The sequence below is a fragment of the Gracilimonas sp. BCB1 genome, from assembly GCF_040117685.2.
Classification (GTDB): domain Bacteria; phylum Bacteroidota; class Rhodothermia; order Balneolales; family Balneolaceae; genus Gracilimonas.
In genome coordinates, this window is record NZ_JBEDYP020000003.1 from 66,338 (window position 1) to 90,884 (window position 24,547).

Consider the following 24,547-nt stretch of genomic DNA (forward strand, 5'->3'; position numbering starts at 1 on the left):
TTGTTCATATGTGTAGGTAGGCTTAAATAAGGCTCTAAATCACACGAAAATTAAGCACACGAATTTGTATTTTCTGATAAACTAATGGAGGTAATATTATGGCTGCTTCGAAGAAAAATTCAACAACAAAACGCGATATAGAAGAGACTATTTACGATACTACAGAGGCTCTTCAGAATAAAGCAGAAGAAACATATGACGTTTTGCTCGATCGTTTAAAGTATGAGCGGGACGGCCTCGAACGAGAATTAAAGCACGAATACCGCAACGCCCGAAGATACGTGCGCGCTAATCCTGAACAAGGGTTAGGGATCGCATTTGTAGCCGGATTGCTGGTTGGCGCCCTGCTTACCAGAGGCGGTAAATAAAATATATTCAACTACTGAGATGGCAATAAATACAGATCACCTTAATGAACTCTACGAGCGTGTGGACGCGCTCAGGGGGTATCTTTGACTACGAAAAAAGAAAAGTCCGAATAATAGAACTTACCGAACACACCCAGGATCCAAACTTTTGGAACGACCCTGATAAAGCTCAATCCATTATGAAAGAGCTCAACCATGAAAAAAGTTTGGTGGAAGGCTGGGATAACCTGAACGACCTCCGGGAAAGCATTAACGTGTATCTTGAATTTCAGGAGATGGGCGAGGATGTGGAAGATGACCTGCAAGCTGAGTATAAAAAGCTTGAGAAAGCCCTGGAAGATATGGAGCTCCGCAATATGCTCAGCGGCCCCGATGACCATCGTGATGCGATCGTCACATTTAACCCGGGAGCAGGCGGAACGGAAAGTCAGGATTGGGGCGAAATGCTCTATCGTATGTACACCCGGTGGTCTGATAAGTCAGGATTCAAAGTTTCCGTTGTAGATTATCAGGATGGGGATGTGGCCGGGCTAAAAAGTGCCACCATCGAAGTACAGGGTGATAACGCCTATGGATTTTTGAAAGCGGAAAGTGGCGTGCACCGATTGGTGCGGGTTTCTCCATTCGACAGTAATGCACGGCGACATACATCGTTTTGTTCTGTATTCGTAGCCCCTTTGATTGACGATACCATCGAGGTAGATATCAACGAAAGTGATGTGGAACTGCAACGTTTTCATTCCAGCGGTGCCGGTGGGCAGAACGTAAACAAAGTAGAAACCGGAGTTCGGCTTGTTTGGGAAGGTGAACTCTCAGACGGCAGGACCGAACGGGTAGTCGCTGAGTGCCAGCAGGAGCGGTCACAGCTTCAGAACCGGGAAAAGGCTATGGTTTTGCTAAAGTCCCGTATTTATGAACTGGAAAAGGAGATTCAGGAAGCAGAAAAGGCCAAGCTTGAAGGTTCTAAAAGCAAGAACGAGTGGGGGTCACAAATCCGCAGCTACGTTTTTGATGACCAGCGTGTTAAAGATCACCGTACTAACTACGAAACCAGTGATGTAAGCGGGGTGATGGATGGCGATCTTGATGAATTCATAAAAGCTTATCTCTTACAGGATGCCGAAGTTTAGCTACGATTTTCTGGTGATTGGCAGTGGAATTGCAGGGCTTAGCTTTGCATTGAAAGCTGCTGAACACGGAACCGTAGCCATCATCACTAAAAAAGAGATGATGGAGGCCAATACGGCCTATGCTCAGGGTGGCATTGCCGGTGTCCTCAACAAGCACGACTCGTTTGAAAAGCATATCTCTGATACACTGAAAGCTGGGGCAGGACTATGTAACCGGGATGCCGTTGAATTGGTAGTAAAAGAAGGCCCGAGGCTTATTCAGGAACTGATTGATTACGGGGTTCAGTTCACACACAAGAACGGTAAGCTCGATTTGGGCAGGGAAGGAGGTCACTCCGAAAATCGCATTGTCCATGCTGCTGACGCCACCGGTTTCGAGATCGCATCAGTTATGGTAAATCAGGCCCGGAATCATCCGAATATTGAGATTTTTGAGCACCACTTTGCCATGGAGCTGTTAACTGAGCACCACCTGGGGCAGAAAGTGAAATCGCTTGACAAAATCCATTGCTTCGGGGCTTATGTATTGGATGGGAAAAAGGATCTGGTTAAGAGGATGCTCGCCAAAGTGACCATTCTGGCTTCAGGAGGTGCCGGTGAAGTATATCTACATACCACTAATCCATCGGTAGCTACCGGAGATGGAATCGCCATGGCTTATCGTGCTAAAGCCCGGATTGAGAATATGGAGTTTGTTCAGTTTCATCCTACCAGTTTAGCCATTCCCGAAGCAGGTTCGTTTCTAATATCTGAAGCCGTGCGCGGTTTTGGGGGGATCTTGAGGAATTCTGCCGGTGAGCCATTTATGGAGAAGTATGATGACCGAAAAGAATTAGCTCCCCGAGATATTGTTGCACGTGCTATTGATGATCAGCTTAAGAAAAGGGGGGATGCTCATGTTTTTCTGGATGTAACTCATCTGGATTCAGAAGTCCTCAAAGAAGAATTCCCTACCATTTCCGATACCTGTCTGAACTACGGTATTGATATCACTAAAGATCTGATTCCCGTAGTTCCCGCCACTCACTATACTTGTGGTGGGGTTGCTACCGACCTTAATGGGCAAACAACTATCCAGAGGCTCTTTGCGTGCGGTGAGACAGCCTGCACAGGATTGCACGGGGCCAATCGCCTGGCATCAAACAGCCTGCTGGAGTCATTGGTATTTGCGGACCAGGCTTTTAAACGATCGGTTCAATTTTTCAAAGAGCTGGACTACAACGCTGAGATTCCCGAGTGGGATGAAAGCGGGACAGCCAATACCGAAGAGTGGGTGTTGGTTTCTCACAACCGGCAGGAATTACGCCAGGTAATGTGGAATTACGTGGGAATCGTTCGGAGTGATTTGCGACTTGAAAGAGCGGCTCGAAGGACCGAATTGCTCTATCAGGAAACAGAAGATTTCTATCACCGAACAAAAGTTAGCGTTCCTTTGTGTGAGCTAAGAAATCTGGTTTGCGTAGGCTACCTGATAGTCAGATCAGCCATGCAGCGTAAAGAAAGCCGGGGTCTGCATTACACTACCGATTACCCGGAAACCTCCAGCCAAAAAACAACTACAGTGATTTAGCTATGATTAAAGCAGGCATAACCGGAGGAATAGGTTCAGGAAAAACTACTTTTTGCAAGGAATGGGAAAAGCTTGGGGCTTTCGTATTATATGCAGATGATTTTGCCAAACAGCTGATGCAGGAAGATCAGGAACTTCAGGAAAAAATTAAGCAAGTGTTCGGGGAGCAGTCATATGACTCTGACGGAAATCTGAACAGATCTTTTCTTGCCCGGGAGGCATTTCAAAAAGGAAGAGTAGAAGAATTGAATAGCTTGGTTCACCCGGTTTTATGGAAAAGGGCTGATGATCTGGCTAAGAAAAAAGAGCTGGATGGAGTGGAGGTATTTGCTAAAGAAGCAGCCATACTTCTGTCGAATGGGCGGCCAGAAGACCTGGATTATGTAATTATTGTGACGGCTGATGAGGAGGTAAGAATGGAACGGACCTCAGAGCGTGATCATGCGACAGGACAAGAGATCAGAGACCGTATGGCTCAACAGCCTGATTTTGAATCGCTTGCTCACCTTGCTGATTTTGTAGTTCTCAACAGTGGCTCCAAAGATGAGTTGAGAGAGAAAGCAGGTCAGATTTTGAAAGAGATTAAGTCGGTTACTGATTAGAATTTTAAAAAACGGGAGATTTTCTCTCATAAACATTCTTATCTTTTAAAAAAGCGCTTCCAAAAAGTAAAGAAATATGGTGAGTACAAAAGATTCCAGATTGGTAACCTTAGAAGAATACATTATTCAATCTCAGAACAGGTTTCCGGGTGCAACAGGGGAACTTTCACAATTATTGAGGGATATTGGCCTGGCCGCGAAAATTATTTCCCGGGAAGTGAATAAAGCAGGAATTACAAATATCCTTGGTTACGATGGCTCCACCAACGTACATGGAGAATCCGTTAAAAAGCTGGATCTGTTTGCCGACCAACAGCTTATTTCTGCACTGGATCGCTCTCTGATTACCTGTATGGTGATTTCTGAAGAGAACGATGGAGTGGTGAAACTGGGCAGCAAAGGCGGAAAATATATTGTATATCTCGACCCGCTTGATGGCTCCTCCAATATTGATGTAAACGTATCGATAGGGAGTATTTTTTCAGTGTACATGCGGGAGCCTCGATTTGACCCTACCGTTCGGGAAGAAGATGCCTTGCAGCCCGGCGTACGTCAGGTTGCGGCCGGATATGTGTTATATGGCTCAAGTACCATTCTGGCTTATACTACAGGACTGGGAGTGTCGATTTTCACCTTAGACCCAAGTATTGGCGAATTTATTTTGAGTGATCGTGGTATAAAAATGCCGGAACATGGTGCTATTTACAGCATTAATGAGGGAAGCTATAACTCCTGGGATGAAGGCCTTAAAAAATACATCAAGTATTGCCAGGAAGAAGATCCGGATACAAACCGACCTTATTCAGCCCGTTACATTGGCTCTATGGTAGCTGATATTCACCGTACGCTTATGAAGGGAGGGATTTTCATTTATCCGCACAGCAAGAAATATCCCAATGGAAAATTACGACTCATGTATGAGTGTAATCCACTCAGCTTTATTATTGAGCAGGCCGGTGGGGTAGCTACCGATGGACAAACGCGTATAATGGAACTCCAGCCCAAATCCATTCACGAACAAACTCCTATTTACATTGGCTCAAAAAAGAATGTGCAAACGGTGATGGAATTCCTGGAAGAGCACGCAACAGTTGAACAGTAAATGTCTTTAGTTGCTAAGGGCTGAACCTCTCGTTGTCCGACTATCGTTTAACCCTTCCAGATTTAAACCCATATGCTCGAGTCAAACTAATTGCCATAACTGTGGAAGGGTTATAGTATAAAAAGCTTTTTCTATTGGTGGGTTATTTGGTAAAAAAAGGCAAGATGTATTTCGATAAGCAAGCGAGTTGTTCAAGGCATCGCGTTTGGTAAATTGAGTATAGTTTTTCCCACATCAGGTATTTCAAAGTTCATTCTTAATACAGAATTAATTATGAGAATCATCGCTATTCAAAAAGAAGCTCAAGGACTTTCAAAAAGGGATTTTGTTCCCCATTTAAGAGACGAAGCCCGGGGTGGATGGGAGCTTTATAAGGAAGGCGTAATCCGTGAAATGTACTTTCGGGATGATAAACCGGAAGCCGTTCTTATTCTTGAATGTAACGATGTGCAGGAAGCAGAAGAGAAACTCTCAACACTTCCACTTGTTCAAAAAGGCTTAATTTCTTTTGAACTTATTCCACTTCGCCCATACCACGGTTACGAACGGTTATTCGAAAAAGAATAGCAGCTGATCAGAATCGAATTCGCATTCCTTCCTGAATATCGTTAGAAACACAATAACCACCGTTGGTCTCAACTACGAACTTAGCAGGTTTTTCAGACGGGAGCTGCTCACTGTTAAAAGGGGTGGTGTTGTGGTGAATTCTTACGATTATGCTATCCGCATTTACAAAAATTATATCGAGCGGCAGAGGAGTGTTAGCCATGTAGAAACTGCGTGGTGCTTCGTCAGGGAAAATAAAAAGCATACCGGCATTAGTATCCATTTCGTTTACATCCATCAGCCCCTGGTTTCGTTCTTCCGGTTCATCTGCCAGAGCCACCATGACGGTAGAAACCGCTTCTCCATCCGGAGTGAGAAAAGTAACTTCTTCTACTAAATCCAATTGCCTTCCCCGGTCAGTGTTGTCATTCTTTTTATTGGAATCTTTTTGGGAGCAGGAAAGAATAAAAAGTGAATAAAATAAGGCACAAAAAAACAGAGTGTTTGTGGAGTACTTCATAAATAAGAAACGGGTTAGAGGAAAAACTTGATAAATGTCAGCTTTTAAGGCAGTCAGGAAATTAACTCCAAAAACTTTGAATCAAAAATGAATCTATCTTCAATCGGTTTGTTTCATTGAAATTTAGACGAAATAGAGCTACCTTTGGAAAGCAGTGAGCGTCGCAAGGCACTCGCTTTTTTTTGTTTCAGAATTTGATAGAAATGCAAATAGATATCACTCAAAATATTAAGGACTTAGCGGATCCTCTTGCTCAGGAACACGATTTGTTTGTGGTGGATGTGGAGTTAAAAACACATTCCGGACAAACGGAAGTGTGGGTTCTTTTGGACACGGAAGAAGGCGGAGTAAATATAGATGATTGCTCTGAAATTAGCCGCGAACTTGGATTTTTGATTGAGGCGCATGAGCTTTTTGATAAAAAATACCGGCTGAATGTTTCTTCTCCGGGATTGAGCCGTCCGCTGAGCGACCTGCGGCAATACAAAAAGAATGAGGGCCGGGTGGCTACTATCAAATTTAAAGATACAGACGGTGAGTATAAGAAAATTGAAGGTGTAATCACCGGCATTGAAGACAAAGTGGTGGCTATAACGGACGAAGAGGAAGTGGAAACTCAGATCGCGTTCGACAACATCGTTGAAACCAAAATAATCCCCGTAATTTAATAAGCTATACTGATGCAGAACGAATTATCAAAACAGATTATCTCCTCGTTTGCCGAAATTGCACACGAGAAAGGCATTGAGCGTGATATGCTTCTTTCCATTTTGGAAGATGTTTTCCGCACTATGATTCGAAAAAAATATGAGTCAGATGATTCATTTGAGGTAATCCTCAATGCCGACCGGGGAGAGATTCAGATATTACATGTACAGGAAGTTGTTCCTGCTGACGAGCTAACTGATGAAGTGGCTGAAATCACTCTCGAGAATGCCCAGAAAGTAGATCCGGATATTGAATTATATGACGAGCTCGCTCAGGAAATTCAGATTACTGATTTTGGAAGAAGAGCGGTGACGATGGCCCGGCAACAGCTGGCACAGCGAATCCGAGAGATTGAGAAAGATAATATTTATGAAGACTACACCGACCGTGTGGGAGAAATTATTCTTGGGGATGTGTACCAGGTTCGCCACAACAAAGATATTCTGGTAAATCACAATGGGGTTGAGCTGCTGCTTCCGAAAAGTGAGCAGATTTATAAAGACCGTTACCGTAAAGGCGATACCATTCGTGCGGTTGTAACGGGTGTTCATATGCGTAATGGTAACCCGACGGTTATTATCTCAAGGACTTCAGAGCTATTCCTTGAAAGATTATTTGAGAACGAAATTCCGGAAGTATTTGATGGCATCATTGAATTGGTGCGTATTGCACGCGCCCCGGGTGACCGTTCCAAAGTAGCTGTTCTCTCTCACGACGAGCGCGTTGACCCGGTTGGTGCCTGTGTAGGTATGAAGGGGATTCGAATTCATGCTATTGTACGTGAATTGCAGAACGAGAATATTGATGTCATCAACTTCACCCCCGATAAAATTGAATTTATCAAACGAGCACTGCAGCCGGCTGAAGTATTGAAGGTTGAGCTGAACGAAGAAGCCAAGCACGCCAATGTATTGGTTCCGGCAGATGAAGTTTCTAAAGCTATTGGTAAGGGTGGGGTTAACATCCGTCTTGCTTCCAAGCTGGCTGAAGCTGAAATCGATGTATACCGGGAAGTGGAAGCTGAAGATGACATTGATATCGATGAATTTGAAGTTGATTTTGGAGCTGATGTAATCCAGATGCTTCATGACATTGGCTGCGACACTGCACGCGCAGTACTTGAGTTAGATGCAGATGAATTAGTAAGCAGAACGAACGAAGAAATAGATCCCGAGCTTGCTGAGAAGATAATGAGTGTTATTGCCTACGAATTCGAAGACGAGGCTTAAGTCGGCAATTCCATTTAAAAATTCTTAGTTTAACAAGCTCACATTCAAATATTGTATATGTCTAAAAGACCCAAACCATTATTTAAAGTAGCATCAGAGTTTAACGTATCTACACAAAGCATTGTGGATACGTTAAGTGAAGATGGTTTTGACGTTGCCAATCGTCCCAACTTCAAAATAACGCCTGAAATGTATGAGGCGCTTGATGAAGTATATGGCGAAGACCGGGCTAAGAGTGCAGATCACGAAAAAGCCCGTGAAGAATATGAAAGCCGCCGAAGCCAGATGATGAACCAACGCAACGACAGCGTTACTCTGGATAACGTGTTGGAACCTATTGAGGAAGAGGTAGGGCTGGAGCCGGAAGATGATGTGGAAGATCTTGAGCCACAGGACGAGGACAGTGACGAGCTTGATTTAGAGCCTATCGATGAAGAAGACGAGGCTGATGAGAAAGCCGAGGAAGAAGAGGCTAAGAAAAAGGCTGAAGAAGAAGCCAAGGCTAAGAAAGAGAAAGAAGAAGAAGAGGCCAGGAAGAAAGAAGAAGCGGAAGCTAAGGAAAAAGCTGAAGAAGAGGCCAAAGCAAAGAAAGAGAAAGAAGAGGCTGAGAAAGCCGAGAAGAAAAAAGCCGAAGCCAAAAAGGCAGAAGACGAAGACGAAGATGAGGAAGAAGATACTGAATCCACAACGTCAGATGACGATGACGAAGACGATGAGGAAGAAGATGTTATCCGTGGCTCTGCCGGCAAACTAAAAGGAACTAAGGTATTAGGTAAAGCATCTTTCACTACCGAACGTAAGCCTCGTAAGAAGAGAAAACGTCGTAAAGATCGAAAAGACGATGATTCTTCGAGCTCGAAATCTGATTCGGACAAGAAGTCTAAGAAGTCTCGCAAAAAGAGGAAGAAAAAGACCGAGATTGACGAGACCGATGTTGATAAAATGATGCGCGAAACCATGAAGAAGATGCAATCTTCTAAAACGGTGGGTAGCAAGCGTCAGAAACGTCGCCGGGAAAGAAAAGAGGAACGAGAGGAGGAACTGCAAAAGCAGGCGGAACTCGAAGAGCTCGAGTCAGATATTATCGAGACTACCGAGTTTATTACTGCTAATGAACTGGCTGACCTGCTGGGTGTGGGTGTAAACGATATTATTTCAGTCTGTATGTCTATTGGGTTGATGATTACGATCAACCAGCGACTGGATGCCGGTACCATTGAATTAGTTGCCGAAGAATACGGTAAGGAAGTTCAGTTTATTGAAGCTGAAGAAATGGATGAAGATCTTACCATTCCGGAAGATAAGGAAGAAGACCTTCAGCCTCGTGCTCCTATTATTACGGTAATGGGTCACGTTGACCACGGTAAAACATCGTTGCTGGATTATATCCGTGAAGAGAAAGTTGCAGCCGGTGAGGCCGGAGGTATTACCCAGCACGTTGGTGCTTATCAGGTAGTACATGATGATAATGAAATTACCTTCCTGGATACCCCGGGTCACGAGGCTTTTACCGCTATGCGTTCTCGTGGTGCACAAGCTACCGATATTGTAATTCTGGTAGTTGCAGCCGATGATTCTGTGATGCCGCAGACGATTGAGGCGATTAATCACGCCAAAGCAGCAGGTGTACCTATTGTTGTTGCAATTAATAAAATTGATAAAGAGGGTGTTAATCCCGATAAAATCAAAACCCAGCTTTCTGAGCATGACGTGATTGTCGAGGAATACGGCGGTAAAGTTCAGTATGCTGAAGTTTCGGCTCATACCGGACAGGGAATAGAAGACCTGCTCGAAAAAGTACTGATCGAAGCCGAACTGCTCGAACTGAAAGCGAATCCAAATCGACGAGCAGATGGTGTTGTACTTGAAGCGCGGTTGGATAAAGGAAAAGGTATTGTATCCAATATCCTGGTTCAGGGTGGTACGCTGAAAGTAGGAGATCCGTTTGTTGCCGGTCCTTGCTTCGGACGTGTACGAGCCATGGAAAATGATCGTGGTCAGCGTGTGAAAGAAGCCGGACCATCAACGCCGGTACAGCTTATGGGTTTTGATGAAATGCCACAAGCAGGTGATAAGCTGATTGCAGCTGAAGATGAGAAACTGGCTAAAGAAGTAGCTAACGAGCGAATGCAAATCCGCCGTGAGCAAGCCATGAGAACGACCAAGCATATGACGCTGGATGATATTTCACGCCGACTTGCTCTTGGTGAGGTTTCTGAGCTTAACATTATCATTAAAGCCGATGTGGATGGTTCTATTGAGGCACTTTCAGGTTCACTCCAGAAATTAAGTACCGATGAAGTAGCGGTCAATATTATTCACACCGGAGCCGGTGCAATTTCTGAATCTGATGTACTTCTGGCTTCAGCTTCTGATGCGATTATTATCGGTTTCCAGGTACGGCCAACTTCAAGTGCACGTAAGCTGGCTGAATCTGAAGAGATTGACATCCGACTGTTCAGTGTTATTTACGATGCAGTGGATGAAGTACGCGATGCCCTTGAGGGACTGTTATCACCTGAGCTGAAAGAGCAGATGATGGGTGTAGTTGATGTTCGTGAGACCTTCAAAGTTTCCAAAGTTGGAACTATTGCAGGTTGCTATGTAACCGAAGGCAAGATTGAGCGAAATAACCCAATCCGACTTGTACGAGACGGTGTTGTCATTTACGATGGTGAAATCGATGCTCTCAAGCGTTTCAAAGATGATGTGAAAGAAGTTACCTCCGGATACGAATGTGGTATCAGTATCCAGGGATACAACGACATTAAGGTTGGCGATCAGATTGAGAGTTACAAGATTACCGAGCAGAAGCGTACTCTTGAAGATTCTGCCGGATAATCCATATCTGACGGAATTAGAAGTCTAATTTTTATACTTACCTGATTATGGGTTTCAGACCAAAGCGATTGGCAGCGGTTATTAAGCGTGACCTCGGCCAAATCATACAAAGATCTTACCAGCCAAGCGGAACATTTGTAACCGTAACCAATGTGGTTATGACCGATGACCTCTCCATAGCTAAGGTCTATTTAAGTGTGTTCTCCCCAGGACGGGATGACAAACCGGTCTATGAATTTATCGATGAACATATCGACCAAATTCGTTACGATCTGGCCTCAAAAATCAAGAATCAGGTTCGTAAGATTCCTGAACTTCACTTTTATGAAGACGATACCGCTGAGTATGTCAATAAAATGGAGCAATTGCTTAAAAAGGTAGATATACCTGAAGAAGACCCTGATTCACCCTCCGAAGACTAACCAATGGCCCGAGCTCTTCCTTTGGATGAAATTCCGGTTTACGGTAAAAAAAATTTACCGGACAGGGATACTAATTTATCTGACGGTGCTATTTTCCTTATCGATAAGCCCTTGGAATGGTCCAGCTTTGATGTAGTTAAATTTTTGCGAAAAAGAATACGGGTTAAGAAAGTTGGGCATGCAGGCACTTTAGATCCGCTGGCAACAGGAATGCTGATTTTGTGTTGTGGTAAAGCGACCAAATCTATTTCCATGATTCAGGATTTACCCAAAGTATATACCGGGGAAATCACCTTTGGTAAAGCTACAACAACCTATGATGCCGAAGGAGAGGTGAGTGAAGAAGCAAGCTGGGATCACATCACCAAAGAGAAGATTATTGATGTTCTTGAGAAGGAATTCACTGGTACGGTAGAGCAAATTCCTCCGATGTATTCAGCCCTAAAATATGGTGGAAAAAAGCTGTATGAATTGGCTCGAAAAGGGGAGGAAGTGGTTCGGCTACCACGGCAGGTTACGTTTCATGAACATGAAATTCTGACTTTTGAACCGCCTAAGCTCACTCTTAGAATAAAGTGCAGCAAGGGAACCTACATTCGATCTTTAGCACGTGATTTGGGAGAAGCTCTTGACTCAAAAGGATATTTAAGTGGGTTGGAACGAACGGCCATCGGAGATTTTTTAGTGGACGATGCGCTAACGCCTCATGAAATGGGAGATCAATTAAAGGACATATGGCAGAGTTAATTGAACTGAAAAACATTACCCGTGATCCCAACACCGTAGCAACCGTAGGCACTTTTGACGGTGTGCATCAGGGACACCGGGCGCTAATGGAAGCGGTAGTTGCCAAGGCCCGCGAACGAAATGCCCGCAGTGTAGTGGTGACGTTTGATCCTCATCCCCGAGAGATTATAAATCCGGGTAAAGAAGGAATTAAGCTACTTACAACACTCAAAGAAAGAGCGGAGATACTGGAAGATCTTGGGGTGGATGTATTATTGGTGATTCCATTTGACCGTGATTTTTCTCTTTTGTCTTCCGAAGAGTTTGTCCGTGATATTATTTTTGAGAAGATCGGCGTGTCTGAATTTGTGATAGGCTACGATCATCATTTTGGACGTGACCGCAAGGGCACCATCGAGACTATTGAGAAATTGGGCGGCGAGTTAGGTTTTGATTCGTATGTGGTTTCGAAGCAGGAAATGGGAGAGGTGACCATCAGCAGTACCGTAATCCGGAATACCCTGGCTGAGGAAGGCGATGTGAAACAAGCCGCTGAATATCTGAACCGTCATTATTTATTGAATGGCATTGTTATGCACGGGGATGAACGCGGCCGCACCATCGGTTACCCAACGGCAAACCTGAAGCCTGAACATGAGAATAAAGTGATTCCAAAAAACGGGGTGTATGCGGTCAAAGTTCGGGTGAATAACGAATGGTATGGCGGTATGATGAACATCGGTGTTCGTCCAACGTTCGGGGAAGATCAGAGAACACTGGAAGTCAATATCTTTGATTTTGACCGGGAGATTTATGGAGATACGATACAAGTCCGGTTCATTGATCGCATTCGGGATGAGAAGAAGTTTGAGGGGATTGAAGAGCTTAAAGCACAATTGGGATCGGACAAGCAAACAGCACTTCAAATTTTAGAAGACTGAATCAATTCGGGTTTTACTACGTAGGTTTGGGTTAGCCCTTTTTTTTTCAAGGGACTCAATCCAAACAAATCCCGAACCCATGCGATTACTGATTACAATTTTTTTTCTTAGCCTTTCAACCACAGCCTTTTCCCAGCAGTATATTGTTGATGAACTTGCCTCAGATATGGAAAGAAGTAAAGCCATGTCTCTTTCCTATATTGAAGCCATGCCTGCTGATCAATTTGGTTTTCAGCCCAATGAGCAAGTACGGACTTTTGCCGCGCAGTATTTACATCTTGCTCAGGGACTCATCGGGTTATCATCAAACGGAACCGGAGCTACTCCGATCTTTCAAGGAGAAAATCTTGAAGCCACCGAAGCCTATCACACCAAAGAGGAGGTGCTTCGTATTGTAACCGAGAGTTATGATTTTGCTATAAAGAGTATCAAAGAAATGGATGCCTCTCAGTTGACGGAGATTGTACAAAGAGGGCAATTTGAAGTAACCAGAAGAGGGTGGATTCACAAAGCGTTAGAGCATAATACGCATCACAAAGGGCAAACAACTATTTATTTGAGAATGAACGGGATTACGCCACCTCAGTACCAGTTATTCTAATGGTTGGCAGTTAAAAAACTATCCTTGAAACGAAGGCTCTTTGAAGGATAGCGGGGGAAAACAAATCATAGATCAGATATTGTCCATTTCAACAAAAACCCCTATCTTTCAAAACTGTAAATCGATTTATATAAGTACTAATTAAACCATTGCAATGAGCATAACCGCAGAAGAAAAGAAAGAAATCTTTAAGAAGTTTGGAAAAAGTGAAACCGATACGGGTTCCACTGAAGGACAAATCGCCCTTCTTACCAAAAGAATTAATGACCTGACTGACCACCTCAAAGACAACCAATTGGATCACGCATCACGACGAGGATTGTTGAAAATGGTAGGTAAAAGAAGAAGGTTGTTGAACTACCTCATGAAAAACGATATCGAGAAGTACAGAGAACTGATCAAAGAACTCGGTATCCGTAAGTAAGTTTATATTCGTATAAAAAGGCTCCGCTGTGGAGCCTTTTTCAATTTATCCTGTCGCTATTTTCCTATCCGATGTTGACAGGATTTCGCAAATCAATAAAGACAAAGAAGACAAATGAAAGAAGAAATAAGAAGTGTAGAATTTGCACCGGGTAAGGTGCTTTCAGTAGAAACAGGCCGGATTGCCAAGCAAGCCGATGGCGCTGTAGTGGTTCGAATGGGAGATACCCAGGTACTTTGTACCGCCGTAAGTGCTAAAGAACCAAAACCGGGACAGAATTTTTTCCCATTAGTTGTTGACCACAGAGAAAGTTTTTCAGCCGGTGGACGTTTTCCCGGTGGGTTTATGAAACGTGAAGGACGTCCTTCAGAAAAAGAAGTTTTAGCAAGTCGATTGATCGATCGCAGTTTGCGTCCACTGTTTCCAAAAGGATATTTATGTGAAACCCAAATCATCTCAAGCGTACTTTCATCTGACGGTGAAAACGACGGTGATGTTCTGGGTGGATTTGGTGCCTCAGCTGCACTGCACATGTCTGATGTACCATTCGACGGCCCTATGGCCGAAGTTCGTGTAGGGCGCGTTGATGGCGAGTTTGTTATCAACCCAACCCTGTCTGAACTGGAGAAAAGTGATATCGACATGATTGTTGGCGGTACAGCCGACTCGGTGTTGATGATGGAAGGAGAGATGGATGAAATCTCTGAAGATGAGATGTTAGGCGCTATTAAAGCTGCTCATGCTTCTATTATTACCCTTTGCGAGTTTCAGGAAGAACTTCGTGAAGAGTACGGACGCGAGAAAAGAGCATTCACTCCGGAATCAAATCCTGAGGAAATTGAGAATAAAGTTCGTGAATTAGCTACCGACAAAATTAAAGAAGTAGTTAATATCGGACTAGGAAAAGAAGAATACTCTGCCAAGCTTCAGGAAGCGAAAGACAGCGTGATTGCTGAGCTCGAAGAAGAGTTTGAAGAGCAAATGGATATCGTTAAGGATATTCTGAGTACGGTTGAGAAAGAAGAGCTTCGCAACATGATCCTGGAGAAAAAACGCCGAATCGATGGTCGTGCTCCGGAGGACATTCGCGATATCTGGACGCAAGCCGGATACCTCGTTCGCACACATGGTTCTTCTATTTTCACCCGTGGCGAAACACAGGCTCTTGTATCTGTGACCTTAGGTACTAAAAAAGATGCCCAGGCAGTAGATACTCTGTTCGATGAAGAAGAGAAGAAATTCTATCTGCATTACAACTTTCCTCCATATTCTGTTGGTGAAGCGGGTTTCCTGAGAGGTCCTGGCCGACGTGAAATTGGACACGGTCACCTTGCCGAGCGTGCACTCCGAATGATGATGCCATCATTTGATGACTTTGGTTATGTAATCCGGGTTATTTCTGATATTACAGAATCTAACGGTTCATCTTCCATGGCCTCCGTTTGCGGTGGTTCTATGGCGCTGATGGATGCCGGTGTGCCTCTGAAAAAACCGGTTGCAGGTATTGCAATGGGTATGATTGTTGGAGAAAACAATTCCGTTGTTCTTTCTGATATCCGTGGAGAAGAAGATTTCATGGGCGACATGGACTTCAAAACGGCCGGTACCGCAGATGGTATCACCGCTTGCCAAATGGATATGAAAGTTAAGGGCATTTCTTTTGAAGTTATGGAAGAAGCCCTTAAGCAAGCTCATACCGGAAGAATGCACATTCTTGGGAAAATGGCGGAAACCATTTCTGCTCCAAGAGAAAGCCTATCCGAATATGCTCCTCAGTTCATTAATATGACTATTGATGGCGACATGATTGGTGCTGTGATTGGGCCGGGTGGTAAAGTGATTCAGACTCTTCAGAAAGAAACAGATACAGAAATCTGGATTGAAGAAGATGACGAAACCGGCAAAGGTAAAATTACAATTTCAGCTGACAGCCTAGATAAAGCCGAAGATGCACAAGATCGTATTAAGGCAATCACAGGTCAGCTTGAGGAAGGCGCTACTTACAAGGGTACCGTTAAGACCATTAAAGACTTCGGTGCTTTCGTAGAGATCGCTCCGGGACGCGATGGCCTGCTTCATATTTCTGAAATCGACCATAAGCATGTTAAAGACGTAACAAACTACATGAGTGTGGGCGATGAGATTGAAGTTAAGCTCCTCAAGATTGAGCCGGGCAATAAGCTTCGATTATCCAGAAAAGCATTGTTGGAAAACGAAGAAGAAGAGTAAGTCTTTACCAACAAAGCTGTTTATATTAGGCGCTTTTCTTCGCGAAAGAGCGCCATTTTTTTGAATAATACGCCGTAATAACTTTTCCAAAGTTAACAGGACTGAAAACGCTTAATGGTATCTTTATAACTTTGGAAAAGTTATTGTTTAGAAGAGAAGATAAAAAGGAATGGAAAACGTGAAAGAAATTGATTTTGTAAGCAAGAGTACGCTGCCAAACGGACTTCGAATTGTTACCGAAAAGATTGAGTCTGTAAAAAGCGTATCCGTTGGAATTTGGGTGAAAACTGGAGGGAGACACGAGACTGCGAAGCAAGCCGGAATTACTCACTTCCTTGAACATATGCTGTTTAAAGGAACTGATAAACGTTCTTCATTTGATATTGCGCTGAGTATGGAATCGGTAGGGGGATACCTGAATGCATTCACCTCTTCAGAATACACTTGTTATTATTCAAGATGCCTGAATACTCAGCTGGACCGCGCCTTGGATGTGCTCTCTGACATGGTACTTAACCCGGCCTTTCCTGAAGAGGAAATAGAGAAGGAGAAGAAAGTGGTAATCGAAGAGATGAAGATGTACCGTGATTCTCCGGATGATTATCTCTTTGAAGAATTCAATTCCAAAATTTTTAACGGCCATGAGTTAGGACGGCCGGTTTTGGGATATGAGGAGACAGTATCTGACTTTTCCCGCCAGGACCTTTATGATTATATGAAGGATCGATATTACCCGGGCAACTTACTGGTTTCCGTTGCCGGCAATATAGATCACGACAAAGTAGTGCAGCTGGTTACTGAGTATTTCGAAAACCTTGAAGCCAAAGACCACGACGAGTCGGAGCAGCCACTGCCTGAATTCAAACCGGAAGATGTCACGCTGACCAAAGCCATTGAACAAACCCATTATATTTATGGCAGGAGAGGGCTGAACTTTGATCATAAGGACAAATACTTACTTCTGTTGGCTAATACCATTCTGGGAGGAGGGATGAGCTCCAGACTGCATCAGAATGTGCGCGAGAAGTACGGATACTGCTACTCCATTCAAACCTTCAACCAGTCGTATACCGATACCGGTTTATGGGGAATTTACGTAGGAACCGACAAAGAGTACGTGGATCATGTTCGCGAATTGATCCGAAAAGAACTCAAACAAATGCAGGACGAACAGGTTCCTGAAAAAGAACTGGCCGAAGCCAAATCACAGTTGAAAGGGAAGTTGCTGCTATCTCAGGAAAGCACCAGTAACCGTATGACTCGTTTGGCGAAGAGCGAATTATATTTTGGCCGATTTGTTACTTTGGACGAACTCGTTGAAAACATCGATTCGGTAACCGCAGAAGAAATTCAACGCTTCGTAAAAGACTTCTTCACCGAAGAAGATTTCATGGAAGCAATCCTGTTACCAGAGTAAGAATTACCGCAAAGTCACATTCCACCTTAAGCATTTAATAATTTATAATTTCCAATGACCTACATCAACAAACTTGCTGACCACGTTGATAAAGAAGTAACCTTAAAAGGCTGGGTATATAATTTCCGCAGCAGCGGAAGCCTTGTCTTTATTGAAATGAGAGACGGAACCGGCATTACACAATGTGTGGTAGCCAAAGATGATGTTTCAGAAAACGTTTGGGAAGCCGCAACCTCTCTCAAACAGGAAAGTTCGCTGGAAGTGGTGGGTACCGTAAAGGCTGATGAGCGTAGTATTGGAGGTCATGAAATCCATGTCTCTAATGTGAAGGTACATCAGGTGGCGGAGAACTATCCCATCACCCCAAAAGAACACGGCGTTGAGTTTCTTATGAACAACCGACACCTTTGGTTACGCAGCCAAAAACAGTGGGCGGCTATGCGTGTTCGGAATGAGATTATTTATGCCATCCATACCTTTTTCCAGGAGCGTGACTTTGTACAAATGGATTCACCGATCTTTACCGGTAACGCGGCCGAGGGAAGTACCACACTTTTCGAAACGGATTATTTTGAGGAAAAAGCCTATCTCGCACAAACGGGACAGCTTTACGGAGAGGCAATGGCCATGGCACATGGATTGATTTATACATTCGGCCCCACTTTCCGTGCAGAGAAGTCTAAAACACGCCGACACCTGACTGAATTCTGGATGATTGAGCCGGAAATGGCGTATTACGATCTGGACATGAATATGGATTTGGCTGAGGATATGATCAAAGCGATTGTATCTACTGTATTGGAGAAGAGAAAGGATGAGCTGGAGATCCTGGAACGGGATACGTCATCTCTTGAAAAAACGGCTACAGAACCCTTCGAAAGAATGACTTATGACGAGGCCGTGAAAATCCTGAAGAGTGATGAAACCGCTGATATGCTGGATGAGATGGCAGAGTCGCGCAGACAGGAGCAGGTGGATCTCGAGAAGGAGTGGGAAGAAATAAAAAAAGAACACGGATCGGCAAAAAAGTGGCGTAAAGCCCAGATTGATCAACGCATAAAAGAAATTTCAGCTCGCATCGATCAAATTGAAGAAGACCTTCGAAATATACCGAGCTGGAAAGTGTCGGCCCGTAACTTTGAGTGGGGGAATGACCTCGGTGGTAGCGACGAAACCGTACTCATGATGCAATACGATGTGCCGCTGATTGTGACACACTGGCCTGCTGAAATCAAAGCCTTTTACATGAAGCGTGATGACACCAATAAACTCGCCCTTGGGATGGATGTTCTTGCTCCTGAAGGATATGGTGAAATTATTGGTGGAAGTCAGCGTGAAGATGATCTCGAAGTGATGGAAGAGCGCATTAAAGAAGAAGGGTTGGATAAAGAGGTATTTGAATGGTATCTCGACTTACGCCGCTTTGGTTCGGTTCCACACTCAGGATATGGTCTTGGGTTAGAGCGGACCGTAGCGTGGCTGTGTGGCTTATCTCACGTGCGTGAGACTATTCCATTCCCAAGAATGATGGGACGGCTGACGCCTTAATTTCCTACGTAAGAATATACCCGGGCAGGACTGTTCACCAATTCAGCATCTTTCTTTAAAGCAGAGTGCAGCTGTTCGGGTACTATCTCTACGGCAATACTTTGCACGTCGTCTTCCACCTGCTGAACGAGGACGATATCACCCAGGGTGATTGCAAACTCATCAAACTGCCTGAAGAGCTGAACCAGTCTATCCGCAGCGTTTTGAAGGGCAGAGTTGGCATCTGAATTTCCTTTATTGAGCAGGGATGTTTCGATGCACTCTTTTCCTTTTTTGTACAAATCCCTGATATCGTTTTCTGTGTCAGAGCTTTTCCGTACATAAGTCAGTTTCTGGTAGAAAGAATCCAGAACCGGTTCGTCATAAATTTCAAGCTCAAACCCGAGCTGCTCCATAAAATTCTCACAAACAGACTTGATTTCACCGGCTTTGACTTCATCAACATCAGCTGAAGGCACACCAATCAATACGTTACCAATATAGCGGTTCTTGTGAGGTTTAGGCTCATTACCAAATGGAGAGGTAGTTTCGATACTTTTTTCTTTCTGATCACTGTCATCAGAATCGGAAATAGCTTCTTTTGCTTTTTTAACGGCTTGTTGGATTTCAGGGCGTTTTGGCTCTTTGGTGAGTTTAGCGTTCATTACATCCACATCAGGCCCTACACTTACAATTCCCGTTACTTCGGCGTTTTCATGAACGGAAATTCTCTTTGAAAAAATAAAGCCATCGATCACAGCAGAGGAGGTCACTTTAATATGATCTTTGATCCGAAGTTCTCCTGTAAACCGACCTTCAAGAATAGCATCCTGTGCAATTACAGAACCGGTTATCCGTCCGGTATCAGATAAAATAAGTTTTTTCTGAGCTTTAATATCGCCATCCACTGTTCCGGCAATACGGATATCTGTTTCAGTTTCAATATTAGCTGAGACCCGGGTGCCCTTCGTAATATTAGTTACCGACTCTGCCTTGTTAAGTTCGTCCACGAAATACCAATTAGTTAACCTTGATCGAACCCATAAAATATTGAATACAGATCAATTTATTTACATTGATTACAAAAAAATCAGATGGGACTAATTGTCGGTTTCATCTTTCTTTTTATTGCCAGCCGTTGTTTTTCTAACAGTTTGTGAGTCGCCGGATGGAACAGAGACATTGGGGCCAACCTGAAAGGAGCCTTTTATCTGAGCACCGTTCTCAATAGTCAGCTTTTTGGTAAAGATTTTTCCATCTACAATAGCTGATGCCCTAAGAACCAGCGATTCGGAGGCTTTTACATCTCCTGATACAGAACCGGAAATGTCGGCATCAGGGGAATGAATACTGCCATTCACTTTGCCTGATTCGGTAAGCATCACTTTCTTTTTTGATTCAATTTTCCCGTCCACAGTTCCTGCAATCCGGACATCATCTTCACAAAACATATCCGCCGTTATTTCGGTGGATTTTGTTATATAAGTGATGGAAGGGGAAGAGCCGCTTCTTGAGTTTGAGTTACTATTTGATGTGTTTTTCACGGGGGTAGATTTTCTCTTAAGCATAGTATGACTTCCAACTATACACTAAGGGAAATGTTCCCGTATTTCAATTAAGTTTTTTGCGTAACCACCAGGCAAATATTGAGAAAATAATTTCTACTCCGGTTACAATAGGTTGGCTGGGATCTTCGAATCCATAAAGAAGTATCCCCATAAATCGTGCGATACCGGCTGAAAGAAAAATAAAAGTATACGCTGTTAGTGCAATTTGATACCGGTCTTTCTTGAAGCCGCTCCATATAAAGAAGAGGGCTATCCCGAATTCAAGTCCGCCATAAAATGCGGTTACCTCAACCAATGTATTGGGGCTGTGATGAGTGAAACCTACAATTTCGCCGAGGGTGTGGGGACTGATTAAAAAGGTGAAAGCGTAGGAAAGTAAAACAGCTCCACTAAGGAATAGAAAGTACTTTGTTGTTTTAAACATTGGCAAGTGTTAGTTGATAATGGATTATGAATTTAGACATCTGCAGTCAAATAATCAGTTCCATTACCAAAATCGGTATTCCATGAAAAACTATAATAGAGCAGTAAAACCTGTACCAAAAAAACTCAAAAACAGAATGGAATTTGGTGCACGTTATTTGGAATTTCCACCGCGATGGCACGAAAACCAAACAGTAACCAGATTTATCAACAGGTAGTTGGAGAAATTAACTCCGGAAACCTAAAACCCATCTACTATCTCTACGGGGAAGAGGATTTTTATCTGGACCAACTGCTGGAACGGTTCTCGAAAATCATCCCGCCTGAGCAAAAAGATTTTAACTTCGATTTGTTATACGGGCAGGAAGTTACGCCGGCACAAACTCTCTCAATCGCCCGCAGCTTCCCCATGATGGCAGAACGACGAGTGCTCATTATCCGTAACTTTCTTCAGCTAAGTAAGGGCGGGAGTGAAGACGGATCACCTGCGGGGCATATTAATGACTTTATTTCCTACATCGAACAACCCAACCCTTCCACCATACTGGTTTGCTTTGATACCAAGAAACCGGCAGGTAATACCAACATCGGAAAGGCCCTGAAAAAAGATAAGAAGGTTGGGTTCCATGAATTTGAACGCATGGCTGATTATCTGATCCCGGATTGGGTGATTGATTGGGTTCGAAGCCATCACTCCAAAGAAATTGAGCCGGCAGCAGCCCAGTTGTTGTCTCAGTTTGTGGGTAATAACCTGCAGTTACTGTCCACTGAAATAGATAAAGTGTGCACTTTTGTGGACACTTCTGATACCGTTTCAGAGGCCGATGTAAAAAAAATAATCGGCTCATATCGCGAATTTACGGCCATAGAGCTCAAAGAGGCCATTGTTAAGCGAAATCTGGAACAATCGCTTTATATCTCGGAACAGATGTTGCAACACACTAAATCAGACACGGGAGAATTAATTCGTCTCGTGGGGTTCTTTAACAGTGTGTTTGTAAATATCTGGCAGATTTTGAGGCTCTCCGAAAAGGGGTTTGCTAAAAATCAGATCCAGAGCGAGTTAGGCATCGGCAGCAGCTGGTACTTTAATAAACTCTGGGAAGATGCCTCATCTTTTCGCTACAGCGATATGCCCGGGATATTTGAAGCCTTACTGGATGCAGATCGCTCTATCAAAGGCTTCAGCACATTAGACTCCACTTCGATTTTATTCTTCCTGGTCAAGCGAATCATCGGGTAGTATCGATTCGCTCATCATAAGAATCGAAACTAAAATTGTGGAGTTTACTAATGAAAGCGTTTCAAGCAGCATCGGTCAAGAACTATGACGACGAAGATTTAATGGAATATTTTCAGAATGGAAAAGAGTTGGCATTCAACGAATTAGTTTACCGGTATCAGGACCGTCTTCATAACTTTTTGTATCGCTACACTCATAACCACCAGGACTGTGAAGACCTGGTTCAGGAAACGTTCTTAAGAGTTCACAAAAGCAAGCATTCTTACGAGCGCATTGCCAAATTTTCGACCTGGATGTACACTATTGCGCTGAATCTTGCCAAGAGTTTGTATAAAAAGAAGCAACGAATGTATAAGGTGTCAATTCACAAAGACGAATCTGACCCCGATGATCGAGAGCTTCTCCTGGAGGATGCTACTATCCTTCAGGATGATGCTCTTCATGAGAAATTATGCATGGAGCAGCTTGAAAAAGCCCTGATGGAATTACCGGAAGATTTTCGCGAAGTAATTATACTCCGGGATCTACAGCAACTTTCCTATGAAGAAATCTCTGATATCACGGACATCCCAATGGGTACTGTGAAATCCCGAATTAACCGCGGAAGGGCTCAAATCCAGGCCTTAATTAAAGATTATGTGCAGCTGGGAACAAATGCTGCATAAGTGAATTAAAGGGAAGTGAAGACTCATTTAGCAAACTTCCCTTATGGATAAATTTTTAGATAAAGAATACCATCCGGTAATAGAAGATTTCATCACCGATTATGTGGACGATGAAATGGGCTCGGTTGAGAGAGCATCTTTTGAAGAAGTGCTGGTTCATGATGATGACCTTCGTGAACTGGCATTTTCTGCAAAAGAAGGAAAGAAGCTGCTTTCACAATTCAGAGAAGTGAAAGCAAGCGATGACTTTATGGAAAAGCTGATGAAGAAAATCAGTTAATTAAAAGCTCAGGGATACACTTATTCCCGGAGCTTTTTCTTTTGGGAAATAGGTGGGGCTGAAGGTGAATTTAGCCGACTGTTTTTCTGTGTTATACTTTCTCACGTTCTTCATGGAATTGAATAGGTCATAAAAAGTGCTGTAAACCAGTAGACCTGCACCACCAAAAAATAATGCCATTGCGGTAATCTCGTTAAAGCCGTCCGGGTCTTTTCTAACACCACCGTGGGATAACTGATTTAATATACCCATATAACCGCCCACCGTAATCATACCGCCTGCTATAGCTCTTGTTACAATACCCTTACCTACAGCTTTGCTATTCTCTGCATACATATTACCTGCGGAGGGTCCGATGATAATCCCACCTGTGGCTAAAACTGCTCCGGGCATATTCACATCATTTTTAAGAAGGGCTTGTCCTGCAATGAAAGACATTGTGGGTACCGCTGCTGACAAAAGAAATGCAACTCCTTCTTTCTTAGGTTTAAACTCTTCCGTTGAAAAGTGGATAAAATTTTCATCAATATGAGTATTGGTAGGTGGGGAAGTTGTTAATGGGTTGTATTGAGCAACAACCAAAGTGGGAATGAAAATGATGAGAAGAAAATGAATTGTAAATCTTATCATAATAAGGTCTTATCGATTAATATACTCTAAGATATCAATTCACAGAAAATAATTAAAACATCATACTCAATCTCTTGTAGATCAGGCAGTTAACATATTTTTTTCTTAGCATTCAGAGAATAAAATTGTTACCCCTTTACTAGTTTTTAAACATGCGTATGAATTATTCTCTTAGTGCAGGTTTTTTAATTTTTGTCAGTGTGTTTTTTATAATGTTTTGTTCCAAAACGGATCAGCACTTTGAGAAAATTGGGGTAGTGGAAGGTTTTTATGGAACACCATGGACTCATGAAGCCCGGTTAGATATGGTAAGGTTTATGGGAGAAGTTGGCATGGATACCTATTTCTACGCTCCCAAAGATGATCCATTTCATCGGGCCAAATGGCGTGAACCATATGTCGGCGAAAAGCTTGATGAGTTTAGTGAATTCGTCTCAGTGAGTGAGGAGTCGGGGGTAGATTTGTTTTTTGCGATTAGTCCGGGTTTGGATATTGTCTATTCCGATTCTGCTGATTTTGCTGCTTTGAATAATAAGATACAGGCGATGGTCGAGCTGGGGGTAGAACATTTTGCTCTTTTCCTCGACGATGTTCCTCAGCACTTGCGACATACAGCTGATAAAGAACAGTATGAAAACCTGGCTGCAGCTCACGCCGACCTGATTAATCGTATTTGGAATAAACTAAAAGAGCAGAATATTGAATTTGTTGTATGTTCCCGTGAAGCGGCGCACGAAAAACGCGAAAGCGTTTCACGATAAATGCGAAAACCTAGATGTTCAAAGCTGCACCAGTGGTTAAACACCGGCTTACAACCGAACGAGTAAATAGGACA

Annotated in this window: 26 protein-coding genes; 21 read left to right on the forward strand and 5 right to left on the reverse strand. The window is 43.4% G+C overall.

Features of this window, described 5'->3' with window-relative positions; genetic code table 11:
* The first annotated feature begins 98 nt into the window (after nt 1-98).
* The 6 genes from ABFW99_RS01745 to ABFW99_RS01770 all read left to right on the forward strand — a co-directional run bounded on the left by ABFW99_RS01745 (nt 99) and on the right by ABFW99_RS01770 (nt 5,339).
* Nucleotides 99-368 (forward strand): DUF883 C-terminal domain-containing protein, encoded by a 270-nt coding sequence (locus tag ABFW99_RS01745; protein WP_349353197.1) that lies wholly within the window; start codon nt 99-101, stop codon nt 366-368.
* Nucleotides 369-387: 19 nt separating this feature from the next.
* Nucleotides 388-1,498 (forward strand): peptide chain release factor 2 gene (gene prfB, locus ABFW99_RS01750; protein ID WP_349353198.1). Its coding sequence is split into 2 segments (ribosomal slippage): nt 388-453 and nt 455-1,498, totalling 1,110 coding nucleotides; the frame shifts between segments, so codons are not numbered across the junction.
* A complete protein-coding gene (gene nadB / locus ABFW99_RS01755) occupies nt 1,485-3,068 on the forward strand; it encodes an L-aspartate oxidase (RefSeq protein ID WP_349353199.1) in 1,584 nt (527 codons plus the stop codon). The genes prfB and nadB overlap by 14 nt, the downstream gene beginning before the upstream one ends.
* A 2-nt stretch (nt 3,069-3,070) precedes the next feature.
* Nucleotides 3,071-3,670 carry a dephospho-CoA kinase gene (coaE, locus tag ABFW99_RS01760; protein WP_349353200.1) on the forward strand — a complete coding sequence of 200 codons (600 nt, stop codon included), beginning with the start codon at nt 3,071-3,073 and terminating at the stop codon, nt 3,668-3,670.
* 76 nt (nt 3,671-3,746) lie between these two features.
* Nucleotides 3,747-4,772, forward strand: coding sequence for a class 1 fructose-bisphosphatase (gene fbp / locus ABFW99_RS01765; protein WP_349353201.1), 1,026 nt, complete (start codon nt 3,747-3,749; stop codon nt 4,770-4,772).
* Nucleotides 4,773-5,045: 273 nt separating this feature from the next.
* Entirely contained in the window at nt 5,046-5,339 is a 294-nt protein-coding gene (locus ABFW99_RS01770) for a superoxide dismutase (RefSeq protein WP_349353202.1), read from the forward strand.
* 7 nt (nt 5,340-5,346) lie between these two features.
* On the opposite strand, the gene ABFW99_RS01775 is transcribed toward ABFW99_RS01770, so the two are convergent.
* Nucleotides 5,347-5,838 (reverse strand): DUF192 domain-containing protein, encoded by a 492-nt coding sequence (locus tag ABFW99_RS01775; protein WP_349353203.1) that lies wholly within the window; start codon nt 5,836-5,838, stop codon nt 5,347-5,349.
* Nucleotides 5,839-6,041: 203 nt separating this feature from the next.
* Here ABFW99_RS01775 and rimP point away from each other — a divergent pair, with 203 nt between their 5' ends.
* From rimP to ABFW99_RS01830, 11 genes are all read left to right on the forward strand, one after another.
* A complete protein-coding gene (rimP, locus tag ABFW99_RS01780) occupies nt 6,042-6,506 on the forward strand; it encodes a ribosome maturation factor RimP (RefSeq protein ID WP_349353204.1) in 465 nt (154 codons plus the stop codon).
* A gap of 12 nt (nt 6,507-6,518) precedes the next feature.
* Nucleotides 6,519-7,775, forward strand: a complete 1,257-nt coding sequence (gene nusA, locus ABFW99_RS01785) for a transcription termination factor NusA (protein WP_349353205.1) — start codon at nt 6,519-6,521, stop codon at nt 7,773-7,775.
* 57 nt (nt 7,776-7,832) lie between these two features.
* Nucleotides 7,833-10,616: a translation initiation factor IF-2 gene (gene infB, locus ABFW99_RS01790; protein WP_349353206.1), complete on the forward strand. Its 2,784-nt coding sequence runs from the start codon at nt 7,833-7,835 to the stop codon at nt 10,614-10,616.
* A 47-nt stretch (nt 10,617-10,663) separates the two neighbouring features.
* Nucleotides 10,664-11,038, forward strand: coding sequence for a 30S ribosome-binding factor RbfA (rbfA, locus tag ABFW99_RS01795; protein ID WP_349353207.1), 375 nt, complete (start codon nt 10,664-10,666; stop codon nt 11,036-11,038).
* Between the two features lie 3 nt (nt 11,039-11,041).
* Nucleotides 11,042-11,785 carry a tRNA pseudouridine(55) synthase TruB gene (gene truB, locus ABFW99_RS01800; RefSeq protein WP_349353208.1) on the forward strand — a complete coding sequence of 248 codons (744 nt, stop codon included), beginning with the start codon at nt 11,042-11,044 and terminating at the stop codon, nt 11,783-11,785.
* Nucleotides 11,773-12,705 (forward strand): bifunctional riboflavin kinase/FAD synthetase, encoded by a 933-nt coding sequence (locus ABFW99_RS01805; protein ID WP_349353209.1) that lies wholly within the window; start codon nt 11,773-11,775, stop codon nt 12,703-12,705. The genes truB and ABFW99_RS01805 overlap by 13 nt, the downstream gene beginning before the upstream one ends.
* Nucleotides 12,706-12,784: 79 nt before the next feature.
* Complete coding sequence (locus tag ABFW99_RS01810) at nt 12,785-13,306, forward strand: DinB family protein (RefSeq protein WP_349353210.1); 522 nt, start codon at nt 12,785-12,787, stop codon at nt 13,304-13,306.
* Nucleotides 13,307-13,460: 154 nt separating this feature from the next.
* Nucleotides 13,461-13,730 (forward strand): 30S ribosomal protein S15, encoded by a 270-nt coding sequence (gene rpsO, locus ABFW99_RS01815; protein WP_349353211.1) that lies wholly within the window; start codon nt 13,461-13,463, stop codon nt 13,728-13,730.
* 114 nt (nt 13,731-13,844) lie between these two features.
* Complete coding sequence (gene pnp, locus ABFW99_RS01820; protein ID WP_349353212.1) at nt 13,845-15,959, forward strand: polyribonucleotide nucleotidyltransferase; 2,115 nt, start codon at nt 13,845-13,847, stop codon at nt 15,957-15,959.
* A gap of 169 nt (nt 15,960-16,128) precedes the next feature.
* Nucleotides 16,129-17,376, forward strand: coding sequence for a M16 family metallopeptidase (locus ABFW99_RS01825; protein ID WP_349353213.1), 1,248 nt, complete (start codon nt 16,129-16,131; stop codon nt 17,374-17,376).
* A 54-nt stretch (nt 17,377-17,430) separates the two neighbouring features.
* Nucleotides 17,431-18,924: an asparagine--tRNA ligase gene (locus ABFW99_RS01830; protein ID WP_349353214.1), complete on the forward strand. Its 1,494-nt coding sequence runs from the start codon at nt 17,431-17,433 to the stop codon at nt 18,922-18,924.
* On the opposite strand, the gene ABFW99_RS01835 is transcribed toward ABFW99_RS01830, so the two are convergent.
* The 3 genes from ABFW99_RS01835 to ABFW99_RS01845 all read right to left on the reverse strand — a co-directional run bounded on the left by ABFW99_RS01835 (nt 18,921) and on the right by ABFW99_RS01845 (nt 20,895).
* On the reverse strand, nt 18,921-19,913 hold the full coding sequence (locus ABFW99_RS01835) for a bactofilin family protein (RefSeq protein WP_349353215.1): 993 nt from the start codon (nt 19,911-19,913) through the stop codon (nt 18,921-18,923). The two genes, ABFW99_RS01830 and ABFW99_RS01835, sit on opposite strands and share 4 nt — an antisense overlap.
* A 90-nt stretch (nt 19,914-20,003) precedes the next feature.
* On the reverse strand, nt 20,004-20,447 hold the full coding sequence (locus ABFW99_RS01840) for a bactofilin family protein (RefSeq protein ID WP_349353216.1): 444 nt from the start codon (nt 20,445-20,447) through the stop codon (nt 20,004-20,006).
* Between the two features lie 67 nt (nt 20,448-20,514).
* Nucleotides 20,515-20,895: a DUF4345 domain-containing protein gene (locus tag ABFW99_RS01845; RefSeq protein WP_349353217.1), complete on the reverse strand. Its 381-nt coding sequence runs from the start codon at nt 20,893-20,895 to the stop codon at nt 20,515-20,517.
* Between the two features lie 174 nt (nt 20,896-21,069).
* Here ABFW99_RS01845 and holA point away from each other — a divergent pair, with 174 nt between their 5' ends.
* Genes holA through ABFW99_RS01860 form a run of 3 tightly spaced genes read left to right on the forward strand, consistent with a single transcriptional unit; the run spans nt 21,070 to nt 23,082 of the window.
* Complete coding sequence (holA, locus tag ABFW99_RS01850) at nt 21,070-22,137, forward strand: DNA polymerase III subunit delta (protein ID WP_440707401.1); 1,068 nt, start codon at nt 21,070-21,072, stop codon at nt 22,135-22,137.
* A gap of 50 nt (nt 22,138-22,187) precedes the next feature.
* Nucleotides 22,188-22,802: a sigma-70 family RNA polymerase sigma factor gene (locus tag ABFW99_RS01855; protein WP_349353220.1), complete on the forward strand. Its 615-nt coding sequence runs from the start codon at nt 22,188-22,190 to the stop codon at nt 22,800-22,802.
* Nucleotides 22,803-22,845: 43 nt separating this feature from the next.
* Nucleotides 22,846-23,082 (forward strand): hypothetical protein, encoded by a 237-nt coding sequence (locus ABFW99_RS01860; protein ID WP_349353221.1) that lies wholly within the window; start codon nt 22,846-22,848, stop codon nt 23,080-23,082.
* Here the strand turns inward: ABFW99_RS01860 and ABFW99_RS01865 are convergent, their stop codons facing one another.
* Nucleotides 23,083-23,712 carry a hypothetical protein gene (locus tag ABFW99_RS01865; RefSeq protein ID WP_349353222.1) on the reverse strand — a complete coding sequence of 210 codons (630 nt, stop codon included), beginning with the start codon at nt 23,710-23,712 and terminating at the stop codon, nt 23,083-23,085.
* Nucleotides 23,713-23,870: 158 nt separating this feature from the next.
* On the opposite strand from ABFW99_RS01865, the gene ABFW99_RS01870 reads away from it, so the two are divergent.
* Complete coding sequence (locus ABFW99_RS01870) at nt 23,871-24,473, forward strand: beta-N-acetylglucosaminidase domain-containing protein (RefSeq protein WP_440707402.1); 603 nt, start codon at nt 23,871-23,873, stop codon at nt 24,471-24,473.
* Nucleotides 24,474-24,547 lie beyond the last annotated feature (74 nt).